The sequence below is a fragment of the Peteryoungia ipomoeae genome, assembly GCF_004912165.1.
Classification (GTDB): domain Bacteria; phylum Pseudomonadota; class Alphaproteobacteria; order Rhizobiales; family Rhizobiaceae; genus Allorhizobium; species Allorhizobium ipomoeae.
In genome coordinates this window covers 1-13,275 of record NZ_STGV01000009.1, presented here as the reverse complement: position 1 = coordinate 13,275, position 13,275 = coordinate 1, and the positions used below count along the sequence as shown (strand labels likewise).

The window sequence follows — 13,275 nt, the reverse complement described above, 5'->3', positions numbered from 1 at the left end:
GCGCTCATGTCTTCCGCGATCAAAATTAAAGAGCAGGAGCCAGATATGTATCTTACAAGCCCAAGGATTCGGGCCTTCAACGCGGTAATGGAGACTGGTAGCTTTTCCGCTGCGGCAACAAAACTGGGTCTTTCTCAGCCCGCCATCACGCAGGCTGTCCGCGAAATAGAGCAGGCGGCGAAAATCACCCTCTTTGAACGGCAAGGGCGCGGTCTTGTTCAAACTGCGCTGTGCGCAGAACTCTATCGACTCACGTCAGAATCTGAACGTTTCGCGGCAGAGGCGTTTCGCGTCCTGGAGCAACACGCTAACCTCGAAACCGGAAAGTTTCGGATCGGCATCGGAAACTCGATGCCTGGCATGGCTCTTATTCGCGAATTTCGCCGCCGGCTACCGGGTGTCCAGGTGCAGGTCGAGCTTGGCTCATGGGCCACGGTCCTGAAGGCGGTGATGGAACAGCGTGTTGACGTCGGTGTGCTACCGAATGTTCCCGACGACGGACGTTTCGTACGCAAGGTCTGCCTAAAACAGGATGTCGTTGCTATTGTAGCGGAGGATTCACCTTTGGCCCGGTCCACACAGACGCACTGTGCCGAGCTTCTGCGCCACCCGCTGATTTTTCGTACTCAGACATCGTCCACTCAAAAAGTCGTTGACCAAGGTTTCAAGAGTGCAAAGTTGTCGCCTGTACCGATGATGATGCTCGACACACGCGACGGTGTTTACGAAGCAGCAGCGAATGGATTGGGGGTGGGGTTCATGTGGGAGTTTGGATCGAGCCGTCAGGATAAGGTACGTAAACTTCGAGTTATAGAATTCGAACAAGGGCATCCAGAACATGTGTTCCATCTCTCCGGACGTTCTAGCCCGCTAATTAGCGCTTTCGAAGCAATACAGCTCTGAACCGGGCCAAATGGGTCATGGCGTGCGCCACGACAGCTTTGGCGCAAAGCAGCCATCTGGTCCTAAGAGCGTGCGGTTTCTCTGAGGGCACGATAAACGCTTGCCCGACCTATGGTCAGCTTCTTAGCGATCTCTGTTGGTCCGATCCCTTCGGATCTAAGACGGCGGATCTCAGCAACGTCGACATGGGGCTTCCTGCCTTTGTACACCCCTCTGCTTTTTGCTGCGGCGATGCCTTCCATTTGCCGCTCTCTGCGAAGGTTTGTTTCGAACTCAGCGAACACGCCAAGCATATCGAGGAATGCTTTGCCAGCCGCAGAGCTGGTGTCGATCGGCTGTTCCGTTGCCTTCAGGGTTACACCCTTCTGTTTCAGCATCCGTACGATGTCTTGCAGATCCCCAACTGATCGCGCCAGCCGGTCGACCCGCGTTACCACTAGGCAGTCGCCGTCGCGCATGAATTCCAGAAGCGTGTTAAGCTCCTTCCGATCCTGCTTGCTCGATCCTGATTTCTTCTCTGCGCGGATAACTGTGCACCCGGCCGCCTTTAGAGTAGCCTCTTGGATCGCCAAATCTTGATCGACCGTGCTGACCCGAGCATACCCATAAATCGCCATGAAACGTCTCATTAGGTTCTAGATCTTCATTGGGTAGCGTCTCACAGCGGCAAAATCAACCCAAATGATACGCTCGTTACCGTCTCGCGGAAATCGTCTCAACGGGTATACTCCACCGGAACATTGGTGACGTCAGCATCCACCGTGTTCAGAGAACATCAATTGTTGGATTTCATATCGAGAACACTGCGCGGCAGATGCTGGAGGGATCCAGAAGCGGACGACTTCCGGCCCTTGTCGGGCTCTCTGGCAACTGGCCTTAATCTGATACTGTTCTATTGAGATGCAATCAGAATATCACCGGCGGATAGCCCTGATACAATCTCGACCCCTTCTGGAAAGGTTGTCCCGAGCAGGACAGGCTGCAATACACTCTGGCCGTGTTGCTGCAGCTTGACTTGAGGTCCAGCTTCGCTCCGGATTATCAGTGATGGTGGCACGATAAGCGCTGCCTCGTTTGAGTAGGTCTCGATTGTCATTCTGGCCGACATACCGATACGTATTGCTTGACGCAGTGCTTTGTCTTCGACCACGAACGACGCTCTGATGTCGAAGGAAGGTGGACGACCGCTGTTACCTGGCCCTGCCGCTTCCGCACTGACATTTACAACCTGCCCCTCGATCGCATGGTCGGGGAAGGCGTCACTGGTAACACTGACTCTTTGGCCCAACTTCACCCGATTGACGTCGATTTCGTCAACGGAGCCAGTGACGAGAAATGTACTGGTGTCGGCGACGGAAAAGAGTGCCGCTCCTCGTGTGACGCTTGCCCCGGGCTCTGTTGCGAGCGGGGTGTCTCCACTCTCGTTGACTGGCGGCCTTGTCAGTATGCCCGCCACGGCTGTGGCTACCTTTGCACCAGCCATCTGCTGCTTCAAATCGCTGAGTCGACTCTGCGCATTTTCAAGTTCCAACATGACGAGCTGGCGATTGTCGTCGTTCCCGCGCATCAGAGTTGCTGTCAGGTCGTCTTTTGCACCAGCGACTGTGTTTCGCTGCGCATCGCGCTGCTGAACCAGCCCTTCGTATTCACTTCGTGACACGATACCCTGGTCCAGAAGGGACTTCAGTTCATTGACTTGCCGATCAAGCATGGACAAGGAAACTTCGGCCGCCTCAAGCGATCGGCGCGCGCGCAGCACGTCCGGGCTGCTCTCCCAATTGGCAAGTGCGTCGGCAGCAATGGCCGCCTTGATATACGACGACTGAGCATCGCGGTAGCGACTTGCGATCTCGCTGGTGTCCATGACGACCAGCACATCACCGACATCGACGTGATCGCCGAGTTGAACCCGCTTTTCTCGGATTACTCCATCGAATGGGGCTACGATTGCGATTGCCTTGCCGGCCCCAATAGTCCCGGTGATGTCGAGGTGCTGCACTATAGACTGTGGCTGGACGATAATCGTTTGCTCTGTCGGAACAGCTTTTTCCAGAACGCTTGCAGGAGGGGCGCCATTTACCTGCCATAAGAAGGCACCGGCACCTAGCGCAAGCGCCACACTAGCAGCAGCAATCGCTGACCAAAGGATCGCTCGCCATGAGCGTTCTGCTCGGGAGGGGTGAGAATCCTGGTCGTGATTGCTAAACGGCGTTCGTGTTTCGGGCATTGGGTCGCTTGTCAGTTTCGTCATGGGTCAGCTTTTCAAATGAACGCGCCAGGTGTCCAGCGTTGTGCCCAGTTGAAGGTCAAGCCGTGTCAAGGCATTGAGATAGCCGATCCTTGCGGCAAGAAGCTGATTTTCCGCATTGCGCAGATTGTCTTCCAAGGATCGAACCTGGAAGGTGGTGGAGCGGCCGGCGTTCAGTTTCACCTTTTCGATGTCGATGGCACGTGCGGCCAGATCACGCGATTTCTCAGCGCTCGCAAGTTGCTGCCATAGCAGCCGTACTTCGGCAGCGCTCACGCGGATCTGCGTTTCGACGCCTGCACGGATTTCTTCCAATTGCAGCTCTGAACCACGATACGTTGTGTCTGCCTGAACGAGCTGCTGTTGCCGCGAAAGGTCGTTAATCGGAAAGGTGAAGCGCAGGCCACCGCTTATGTCTGAAATCGGCTGAGTAGAAGTGCCACTCGCAAATTCTCCACCGAGCCGGCCCCTCGCGAATAGTGAGATATCCCAGAGCTGTTCGTTCTTCGCAACGGTGATACCCAGGCGATTTTGCTCAATCACATACAGCTGTCCCTGGTAGTCTTGCCTTTTCGAGAGAGCCAAGGGGATCAGTCGGTCAAGATTGGTGTCAATCCTCTTTAGTGCGAGGCCTTCCTTCGCGACGATGTTCGTACCGAGATCCAGGCTGAGGAGATTGAGAAGCGAAAGCCGTGCAGCTTCAATCTGTTGTCGTGCCCGTAACACCCGCAACCGCTGACTTTCCACGTCTGCTTCGGTCTGCACAGCATCCATTGCCGCCATTCGGCCGGAGACAATCAAAGCTGCATTATTGTTCAGTAACTCCTCCCCTCTCGAAACTGCGTCCTCCGCAAGTTTCAGCTCCTCCTGCGCCAGCAGCAGCTCGCGATGAGCGAAGATAATGCTACCGATTGTCTCGGCGACCGTTGCGTTCAGTCGAAGCTGATTGATCTTTTCTCCGAGCCGAGCTTGTTGCACCGGCGCCATGTTCACTTTCACCCCTGCGCCACGCAGCAATGGCTGTTCCAAGGAAACTTCGGCTGCGGAGGTCAGTGTGCGGCCACCATCTTCAATTGATGCCGAGTTGCTCCATCCGAAATCGAAGATGGCGCCGGTCTTCGTCTTGAGTGACACACCAGGCGAGACATCGATCGTGGTACTGGTGACATCGCCGATCCGCTGACGCGCGATTTCTCCCGAAACCGAAAACTGAGGACGAAACCGGTCTTCGGCAACCCGCAGATCAAATTTTTGGGCGACACGTTCGATATAGGCGCTTCTGATGCTTCGGTTGTTACGAAGGCCGAGGAATATCGCGTCGGCAAGTGTCATCTGTGCGCCCTCAAGCCTGGTGCGCTGTGTCATTGGTCGCAGGGCTGCGGCTTGCGGTATGTAGTCTGGACGAGGGGGCGGGATAGGAATTTTCGTTTCGGCCGCCGCGCTGTAAGTCATCGCCAAAACACAAGAGAACGCCATGAAAGATAATTGCGGTGATTTCATCACTCACTCCTCAAGGCGACGACAGGGTCAAGGCGCGAGGCAAGAAATGCCGGGTAGACTCCGAAGAATAGACCCACGACAAGCGCCATGCCTGCTCCCAGTGGGACAGCGAGTGGTGCGGGTTCGAACTGCCAGTCCGAACCGTTGGCGAATAGCCATCCAGCGAGATAGCCGAGCATAGTTCCGAGTGCACTGCCAATCGTGGCCAGGATGATGGTCTCACAAAGGAACATGAGGCGGATATCATTGCGCCTAGCGCCAATCGCTAAGCGTAAGCCGATTTCCTGGCGGCGCTCCATCACGCTCATCAGCATCACGTTCATGATGCCGACGCCGCCGACCACCAGAGACACCGCACCGATCCCGAGGATCAAGGTGGCGTAGATCCTCATCTGATGCTCGATACTGGCGATCAACTGGCGTGCGGTCGCAACATGCATGAAGCCGTTCGTGACCAGAGGTTCGAAATATTTGGCAACGGCCTCGGCCGTTTTCTCGTCATTTGCACCTGAGGATAGCCGGCCTGCGACCTGGGAGATCGCCACTTGCGAAGTAACGCGCCGTGCTGCGGCAAACGGAATAATCACGGAGCGGTTAAGTTCGAGGTTCAGTAATAGGTTGGGTGGCGTATCCTCTAGGATACCAATGACGGTAAAGGTCTGGCCGTTGAAATTGACCCGTTCTCCCATGGCAATCTGGTCCTTGGCCGGACCTTGGAGACTGGAGGCTATTTCGGCGCCGAGGACAGCGAAAGAAGAGAAGCCATCCAGATCAGAAGTGAAGCGCCCATAGGCGAGCTTTCCCTTTGCAAGCGCATAGATGCCATCTGTTGCCGCAAGTATGTTCGCCTGAACGTTGGATCGTCTCGCTCGGATGCTTCCCCCAGTCTGTACAATGGCCGATACGTTCGAGATGCCGAGGCCCTTTTTAGGCAAATCAAGTACGTAACCAATCCTGACCTCGGGAGCGGCGCTGCCTGAGGGTTGTAGCTCCATCGTTACCAGATCAGTTCCAAGAGCCACGAATTGTCGCAATGCCTCACGGCTGGCATTGTGTCCGACATGCAACGTCGCAACCACGGCGGCGGTGCCAATGGCGATCCCTATGACCGCTAAAACGGCACGGCCTTTCACCAGACGTATATCCGCGATCGTTGCACGGATGATCTCCACCGTTCTGTCGGATACGCCCACAATCATGTGCTGACCGGCAATCGTGCAGACGCGGAATCCTCCACTATTTGACCGTCTCGCATCAATATCCGACGTGGGCACCGCGCGGCGATCTGTGGGTCATGGGTCACGATGATGATGGTCAGGCCGCGCTCCTCGTTCAGCTTCTTGAGCAGAGATATGATGGCCTCGGCAGAGCGACTATCGAGATTGCCTGTCGGTTCATCAGCGAGCAGCAGTGACGGACTGCCCACGAGAGCCCGCGCAATCGCGACACGTTGCCGTTGGCCGCCGGAAAGCTCGTCCGGCCGGTGCATCATGCGATCAGCAAGTCCAACCTCCCGCAGCGCAAGTGCCGCCATGGTACGGCGCTGCTGTTTACCGATTCCGCGGTAAATGAGCGGCAGGCCTACATTGTCGAGTGCGGTGAAGCGGGGTAGGAGGTGGAATGACTGAAAGACGAAACCAATGTAGCGGCTGCGCAATTCTGCTATCTGATCATCGACCAGATCGTCCGTCGGCATGCCGAGGATACGGATACGTCCGGCTGTAGGGCGATCCAGCAATCCTACGAGGTTCATCAGCGTCGTCTTGCCTGAGCCTGACGGGCCTGATAGCGCACAGAATTCACCATGGCCTGCGTGCAAGTTAACGCAGTTGAGAGCTACCTGTTGGCCAACCCCACCTCCACGGTACTCCTTTCGCAGATTGTCTACGCTCAGCACTTATAGATTCCTAGGTCAAATCGCCTCCTGAAAAAGGCTGTGATTTTGATGTGGAACGCCGATCTGCAATTTAAGGCAAATGTGAGCGGCAGGTGAGCACATTGGAGGGAGCCACGGTTGAGCGATGCAAACCTGTAGACAGGAGGGCGCTGGAGCGCGCCCTCCATAAATGAAAGCTGATTAGCTCGCATTGACATATACATTCCAGATCACTTGGCCAGCTCCGCTGAGAGATGGAGCAGGTCCGGAGCAAACTGACAGTCCAGTCTTCTGTATCGCATCGAAACTACTGATGCCTGTTACATTTCCTGCGCCATCAAGGAGCAAAGTGACGCTGAAATCACATCCCTTCTTTTGCCAGGAGGTTCCAAAATAGTTATAATAGCTAAATGTGTACGTCATTTCCGAAGCGCCAATTGTGGCGTCAGCGGTATTGGTCCTAGTGGAATTTTTCGGGATCGAAAGTGTTGTGGAAGCCGTGCATCCCGTGCAGGTGCGAGAATCGATGCTCCAGGTTGTTCCTGAGGTTGCGTTGTTAGTCGGGCCGGTCGATACGTTGACGGTGAGATCAGCAGCGTTGGCCGAGGCGATCGTCCCAATCAAATATGCCGCTGAAAAGGTAAGCAGTTTCGAAAGAAATTTCACAACTATCTCCTTATTGTATGCACGCTATCCGCGCACCGGCATCCTCCCCTTGTTGCCGCGAGAAATCCACATACAATTTTACCTTGCGCACCGAAAAATTTACCTAATGAAAATTAATACCTTCATAGGTTGAATTTAACGAAATGTTCAGAAATAAGGCCTAGCCTCGATTTAGGCATGACGCCGCCCTGCGATTGGCGGGACCCGAATGATCCGGGGAGAATATTCTAGCCGGGGAACGCGTTATGATTGCATCAACAAGTGGTATTTCTAGCAGTTCGGTTGCTATGTTGTTCGGGACGTCAGGAGCCAGTTCAACAGATTCCTCATCCGCGGCAACCACGATCCTTTCTATCGCAACAGGCCATACAGACGACGTCTTCAAGGCTGGTAACGCGATCGGCAAAATCATCGAGATCACCCAGCGTATGAAGCAGGACGCTGAGGCCGCTGGCGAAAAGGTTGAAGTCGAAGAAATCAAGCTGCCGAACGATACTGGCCGCTCGCTTTCAGAATTCGATGGAGATAGCCAGTGGTTTGCGCTGAACGGTACATTCACAAAGACCCAATATGGCAACGGTGAGAGCACGGAAACATTCGCCGGCGTGGGTCAGGTAATGACAGACGCAGCGTACAGGCAGTCTACGATCGATGGACTGAAACAAGATCAGTCTACACTGCGGAACAAGACGATGCTGGCGGCTTTCCAAAATGGAACCATCCAGGAAACTGACATATCAGAACTCGGTTTCAGCGAAGGGATGACGATGACGCTCAATCGCTACAGTGATGGGCATGCCGAGGTAAACGTGCAGTTCGATAATTCCGGCGCGCAGCAATTTCGTGAGCAACACACTGAATCAAGAGACGGCGTTCTCTATGACAAGGAGACGGGAAAATTTGCAGCCATCGGACAGAATGGCAGTAAATTCATCTATTTCACTTGGTAATTGAGGTTCGTCCACACTCCTTAAGAGCCTGACCGAAAAAGAGTTGAGTGAAATCAGCCGATTGTGGCGGGTAATCCTCCCCGCGAATAAGGGGCTTCAAAAGTAGAATTTTCTCAGGCTTGATGCTCGAGGAGATTTCGATGAAGAAGAGCCGATTTAGCGAACCGCAAATCCTTGCCATCCTGCGCCAGGCGGAAGGGGGCGTGCCAGTTCCTGAGCTTTGCCGGGAGCACGGCATCAGCAGTGCCAGTTTTTATATCTATGGACTGTTCCCCCGTTGCAAGCTTGATGTTGAAGCGGTTTGACGCGGGTCGATTGCAAACATCTATACGGCGTCATCATTTTCGAAGCGCCCAAATGGGGTATCCGCACACATACGCCTCAACAAATGGGAGACCTTGTCGGCCATTATAAAAGACAGGTTCCGTATGTGCCGGTCCGACCGTTCATTCCATTTCAACCTTCAGCCTGCAATTCGCATGCCTGCTCTCAGGGATTGGCTCGGTACTCGCCACCGTGCTGAAGCAAGGCCCAGATCACCCTTGCGTTCTTATTGGCGACAGCAACCGCTGCGCGGTTGTAACCACGCCTTTCCCTAAGCTCGTTGACCCATTCGCTCGCAGGGTCAGATTTTCGTTGCGCCGTTCGCACCACTGACCTTCCGCCGTGGACCAGAAGTGTTCGCAGATGCTGACTGCCTCGTTTGCTGATGCCAAGCAGTACGCGTCGATCGCCGCTGGAATGCTGTCGCGGCACCAAGCCCATCCAGGCGGCCAGATGTCGGCCATTCTTAAAGTCTGCTCCATCACCAACAGCCGCGACCACTGCCGTCGCAGTCTTCGGGCCGACGCCACGTATTTTGGCGATACGCTGACAAACATCGCTCTCGCGGAAGACGGCTTCGATCTGCTTGTCGAAGTATTTGATCTTTTCGTTGAGCTGCAAAAGGAATGCATGGAGCGTGCCGATGATATCGCGGGTCAGCTCGGTGATGTCGATCCTTGGATTATTGATGATCTCCGGTATCGTTCGCTGGGCGATCGAAGCCGACTTTGCGATCGCTACACCACGCTCGAGAAGCAAACCTCGCATCTGCGAGATCAGGGCGACACGATGATTGACCAATCTCTGCCGAGCACGGTGGAGGCCTTGGATGTCCTGCTGGATGATCGATTTCTTCGGTACGAAGCGCATGTGTGGCTGTTGAACGGCAATGCATATTGCCTGGGCATCGTTGCCGTCATTTTTCTGGCCCTTCAAAAAAGGCTTCACATACTGCGGTGCAATGATCTTCACAGTATGCCCCTGAGACTCAAAATGCCGCTGCCAGTGAAAGGCACCCGTGCAAGCTTCGATCCCGATCAAGCAAGGCGGCATAGCCTCGGTCACCTGAAGCAGTTGATCGCGCATCACACGTCGTCTCAGGACAACCTGACCATCGGCGCCCACGCCATGAAGCTGGAACACATTCTTGGCGATATCAATTCCCAGAACCGCAACGTTTGCCATGACAACCTCCTTCGTTGGCGCGACCAGTTTGACTGCGGGGTGGGGGAACAGTCCATCCCATTAAGTGGCGTTCGAAGTATGGCGGCATGGACGCCTCGATGATCAGCCAGATGAAGGCTCTTGAGGACGAGAGCCGCCGATTGAAGCGGATGTATGCAGATTTGAGCATGCAGGCGGATCTGCTGAAGGAGGCTCTCGGAAAAAAATGAGGCGGCCATCTCAGCGCCGAGAGCTGGCCGAGAAAGCAGTGGCGCAACGCGGCGTGAGTGTCGCGCTAGCATGCAGGACATTTGGCGTCAGCGAGACCTGTTTTCGGTATAGCCCAAAGCGCAATGCCGATAACGATGAGATCGCCGATCTGTTGCTTGGGCTTGTGGAGGTTAAGAAGACCTGGGGCTGCGGTCTCTGCTTCCTGCATATGCGCAATGTCCAAGGCTTTCGCTGGAACCACAAACGAGTCTACCGCATCTACCGCGAGCTTGAGCTGAACCTGAGGATCAAGCCCCGCCGGCGGCTGAAGCGCGAGAAGCCAGAGGAGCTGGCGGTGCCCGATGCGCCGAACGTGGTCTGGTCGATGGACTTCATGGCGGATCGCTTGGCGGACGGTCGCCAGTTCAGGCTTCTGAACGTGTTGGACGACTTCAATCGAGAGGGACTGGGGATCGAGGTTGACTTCTCACTGCCTGCCGAGCGGGTCGTGCGCAGCCTCAACCAGATTATCGAATGGCGGGGCAAGCCACTGGCAATCAGGGTCGATAACGGTCCCGAGTACGTCAGTTCGAAGCTGGTCGAATGGGCAGAGAAGCAAGGGATCGCATTGAACTATATCCAGCCCGGCAAGCCTCAGCAGAACGCCTATGTCGAGCGCTACAACCGAACTGTTCGGCATGAATGGCTCGATCTGTATATTTTTGACAGCATAACGGAGGTGCAGGAGATCGCCACTGAATGGCTTTGGACGTATAACCACGAACGGCCCAACATGGGCATTGGCGGCATTACACCCGCTCAGAAACTGAAAATGGCCGCGTGAATTCTACCGCTGAACCCCGTTAAAACGGGGAGGATTACCTGATCACCAAGATCGTCAATGGCCATCCCAACAGCCAGATCGACCAGTTGTTGCCGTGGTCATATCGCCCGGATAAGATGGCTAGGTAGCTCCACCAACGGGTACGCCATGACTGAGAAAAGCATCAATTGGGAACAGGACGGAATTGATTCCGGCTGGTTCTTTGCCAAGGACATTGGGTCGGTTCGCAGCAACTCCAGCTATCGCCCCGGCGGATGGTGGTTCCTGGCGAAATGGCTGCCAGATACCGAGGAGCACGATATCGGGCCATTCAGAACCAAGGCTGCGGCGATGGCCGAGGCGGAGCGCCTTGCTGCTTTGCAGTGACCACCGAACCGGTCAAGCCCTGAATACCGTGCTGTCAGAACAGCGCTAACAGCATAACGCATTGAGGAGTGGGTCCTGAACCACTGCCAGAGCTAGAGAAGCCGTGCCGCCCTTCCGCTCCGCCTGCTGGCGCTATTGTAGTATTCCGACGCCTGCTGAACGGATCTATGCCGCGACTGCTCCATGGCTTCGGGGAGGGGTATGCCCCGATTTGCTGCTTCGGTCAGATAGCCTGAGCGAAGCCCGTGGGCGGAAAACTCCCCAGGATCCAACCCGGCCATTTTGGCGCGCTGCTTGAGAATGTCATTGATGGCCTTGGGATCCAGCGGCCGGCGCGAAACATTCCCCCAGCGATCAATCGCCCTGAAGACACTGCCCTTGTCGATTTTTGCAGCCGCAAGCCACGCGTTCAGAGCATCAACGGGTCGACCGCTGAGATAGACGACTTCATCATTGTCGGCACCGCTGGTCTTGGTGCGACCGAGATGAATGGAGAGAGAGGGGAGGGGAGCCCCCCCTTCGATCGGGATCGGCGCTTCCGGCTGCAGCTGCTCGATCCTGAGGCCCGCAATCTCGCTGCGGCGCCGGCCACCGGAGCCGAAGGCAACCATCAAGATCGCGCGGTCCCTGACATCACGCAGGCTTCCCGTCGTGCAGGTGGCGATCACTTTCAGCAAAATATCCCCCGTGACCGCCTTGGCGCTCTTCCGCTTCCTTGGCCGCGGTGTCGCGCGCACAGCAAGGCGGATTGCGGACTTGAGGGCAGGGGAGCTGAATACACCCTCGAGCCCGCGCCATTTCGTCAGCGTCGACCAGGTGGCAAGGCGTCTCCGCACGGTGTCAGGCGCATGCGGGCCGGGCACTCGAAGCAATCCCTGGAGACGGAGCTTATGCTCGACGTCAGCCGGCATGCCGTGGCCCGGATCCGTCAGACGCTTTTCCGGATCCCAGAGATGATGTGCGACAAACTTGAGAAGCAGCGCTTCCGGTGCGGGCCAAGGGAGCGATCGGCCGGTCGCAGCGAGCGACCAGGCCTGCAGATAGGCCAGGTCGGATGTGAGCGCCCGAAGCGTATTGGCACCCATGCCCTCATTGACCAGATGACGCAGCGTCTCGACGTCCTGGTCGGTCAATAGCTCGGCCAGCTCGTCGCGGCGCTCCATTGGAAGAACGGCGGCGATCGTGTCGAGATCTTTGACGCGGCGATCAACCGCACTCATTTGGGCAGGCCGTGTTCGTCGTAAAAATCGGAATGGTCGGAGCTTGTGCCGGGCTGCACATTTTTACGCCCCTCCTCTGCCAGAGAGAGAAAATCCTCATGAGAGGTGATCTTTTGAGCGATTGGCGTTACCATCGCGACGGGTATCTCCTTTCGGCAGATGATGATCTCATCGCCACGCAATGAGAGTTCAACCAACTCCTCAAGCCGTTCTGCCGCTTCCGTCACGTCAACGAGAACTCTCACAGTTTTCTCCTCACCAGACCCTGTCCTGCAAGACGACATCGAACACCACATCCGTCGAGATCAGTGCGCAATGCTCAAGCCGTGTCTGCGCAGCGAGGATCCGGTCCCATGGGTCCCGATGCTCCCAGTCGAGGGCCGCCGCAAGTTCCGCATGCAAGTCACTGATGGCGAGTGTCTGGAAGCCGCTGGAGGTGATCGCGGCGCGCAGTTCCTGCGGCTTGAGATCCAGCTTCTTCAGCCGCATCTTGTTGTCGAGCTCATAGAAGGAGACGGCGCTGACGAGAACGGCGTTACTCTTGTCCTCGATAAGGGAACGTGCATGTGGTGAAAGTCGCGCACTGCCGATCGTCCACCAGTAGACGGCATGACTGTCGAGAAGAAGCTTCAAGAGCGCTTGTCCCCGTTCCGCGCGTCACCTTGGAAGACCCCGACGTCGTCGTTCCAGTCGCCGGCATCGATTGCGGCCTGTTGCGGATCATGCTCGTCGAACAGGTCGTCTGGAAGGCCGCGCCGCGCCAGGAGCCCGAAAGGTCTTTTGCCGGCGGGATCTGCCGGACCGATACGGGCATAGATCTCATTGCCGCGCATGATGATGATCTCTTCGCCCTGATTGGCGCGATCGAGAACCTCAGCGAAGTTCTTGCGCGCCTCGCTGATCTTGTAGTGCGTCTGGGGCATTGTCGGCTCCGGTTCTGGTGCTTTCACGGCAAGATAGCACCGGAATCGGAAGCGTACAACACGGATGTACAGATAGCCTTC

Annotated in this window: 14 protein-coding genes and 2 pseudogenes; 5 read left to right on the top strand and 11 right to left on the bottom strand. The window is 55.9% G+C overall.

The window, feature by feature from the left end; translation table 11 throughout:
* Positions 1-6 precede the first annotated feature (6 nt).
* The gene (locus FAA97_RS19955) at positions 7-903 is read left to right on the top strand and encodes a LysR family transcriptional regulator (protein ID WP_246041594.1); all 897 of its coding nucleotides are present in this window, start codon (positions 7-9) and stop codon (positions 901-903) included.
* Positions 904-965: 62 nt separating this feature from the next.
* Here the strand turns inward: FAA97_RS19955 and FAA97_RS19950 are convergent, their stop codons facing one another.
* From FAA97_RS19950 to FAA97_RS19925, 6 genes are all read right to left on the bottom strand, one after another.
* Entirely contained in the window at positions 966-1,520 is a 555-nt protein-coding gene (locus FAA97_RS19950) for a recombinase family protein (protein WP_136600338.1), read from the bottom strand.
* 275 nt (positions 1,521-1,795) lie between these two features.
* Complete coding sequence (locus tag FAA97_RS19945; RefSeq protein WP_136600337.1) at positions 1,796-3,154, bottom strand: efflux RND transporter periplasmic adaptor subunit; 1,359 nt, start codon at positions 3,152-3,154, stop codon at positions 1,796-1,798.
* 3 nt (positions 3,155-3,157) lie between these two features.
* Positions 3,158-4,651, bottom strand: a complete 1,494-nt coding sequence (locus tag FAA97_RS19940; protein ID WP_136600336.1) for a TolC family protein — start codon at positions 4,649-4,651, stop codon at positions 3,158-3,160.
* Positions 4,651-5,850 (bottom strand): ABC transporter permease, encoded by a 1,200-nt coding sequence (locus tag FAA97_RS19935; protein ID WP_136600335.1) that lies wholly within the window; start codon positions 5,848-5,850, stop codon positions 4,651-4,653. The genes FAA97_RS19940 and FAA97_RS19935 overlap by 1 nt, the downstream gene beginning before the upstream one ends.
* Positions 5,847-6,548, bottom strand: a complete 702-nt coding sequence (locus FAA97_RS19930) for an ABC transporter ATP-binding protein (RefSeq protein WP_136600334.1) — start codon at positions 6,546-6,548, stop codon at positions 5,847-5,849. Before FAA97_RS19930 ends, FAA97_RS19935 begins: the two co-directional genes overlap by 4 nt.
* Positions 6,549-6,728: 180 nt before the next feature.
* A complete protein-coding gene (locus FAA97_RS19925) occupies positions 6,729-7,193 on the bottom strand; it encodes a hypothetical protein (RefSeq protein WP_136600333.1) in 465 nt (154 codons plus the stop codon).
* 245 nt (positions 7,194-7,438) lie between these two features.
* Between FAA97_RS19925 and FAA97_RS19920 the strand changes: the two genes are divergently transcribed.
* Together FAA97_RS19920 and FAA97_RS19915 are read left to right on the top strand one after the other, a co-directional pair.
* Positions 7,439-8,143 (top strand): hypothetical protein, encoded by a 705-nt coding sequence (locus FAA97_RS19920; RefSeq protein WP_136600332.1) that lies wholly within the window; start codon positions 7,439-7,441, stop codon positions 8,141-8,143.
* Between the two features lie 140 nt (positions 8,144-8,283).
* Positions 8,284-8,400: pseudogene (locus FAA97_RS19915) on the top strand (transposase); the annotation flags it as partial.
* 232 nt (positions 8,401-8,632) lie between these two features.
* Here FAA97_RS19915 and FAA97_RS19910 read toward each other — a convergent pair.
* Positions 8,633-9,652 (bottom strand): IS110 family RNA-guided transposase, encoded by a 1,020-nt coding sequence (locus FAA97_RS19910; RefSeq protein WP_136600331.1) that lies wholly within the window; start codon positions 9,650-9,652, stop codon positions 8,633-8,635.
* 62 nt (positions 9,653-9,714) lie between these two features.
* Here FAA97_RS19910 and FAA97_RS19905 point away from each other — a divergent pair.
* Positions 9,715-10,685, top strand: a pseudogene (locus FAA97_RS19905) (IS3 family transposase); the annotation flags it as partial.
* A 147-nt stretch (positions 10,686-10,832) separates the two neighbouring features.
* The gene (locus FAA97_RS19895) at positions 10,833-11,051 is read left to right on the top strand and encodes a hypothetical protein (RefSeq protein ID WP_136600330.1); all 219 of its coding nucleotides are present in this window, start codon (positions 10,833-10,835) and stop codon (positions 11,049-11,051) included.
* A 92-nt stretch (positions 11,052-11,143) separates the two neighbouring features.
* Here FAA97_RS19895 and FAA97_RS19890 read toward each other — a convergent pair whose 3' ends face one another.
* The 4 genes from FAA97_RS19890 to FAA97_RS19875 are packed head-to-tail and all read right to left on the bottom strand — an operon-like array spanning position 11,144 to position 13,194.
* Complete coding sequence (locus FAA97_RS19890) at positions 11,144-12,271, bottom strand: tyrosine-type recombinase/integrase (RefSeq protein WP_136600329.1); 1,128 nt, start codon at positions 12,269-12,271, stop codon at positions 11,144-11,146.
* On the bottom strand, positions 12,268-12,516 hold the full coding sequence (locus FAA97_RS19885) for a type II toxin-antitoxin system Phd/YefM family antitoxin (RefSeq protein ID WP_136600328.1): 249 nt from the start codon (positions 12,514-12,516) through the stop codon (positions 12,268-12,270). The genes FAA97_RS19890 and FAA97_RS19885 overlap by 4 nt, the downstream gene beginning before the upstream one ends.
* Before the next feature lie 10 nt (positions 12,517-12,526).
* A complete protein-coding gene (locus FAA97_RS19880; RefSeq protein WP_136600327.1) occupies positions 12,527-12,904 on the bottom strand; it encodes a type II toxin-antitoxin system VapC family toxin in 378 nt (125 codons plus the stop codon).
* Complete coding sequence (locus FAA97_RS19875) at positions 12,901-13,194, bottom strand: type II toxin-antitoxin system Phd/YefM family antitoxin (protein ID WP_136600326.1); 294 nt, start codon at positions 13,192-13,194, stop codon at positions 12,901-12,903. The genes FAA97_RS19880 and FAA97_RS19875 overlap by 4 nt, the downstream gene beginning before the upstream one ends.
* Positions 13,195-13,275 lie beyond the last annotated feature (81 nt).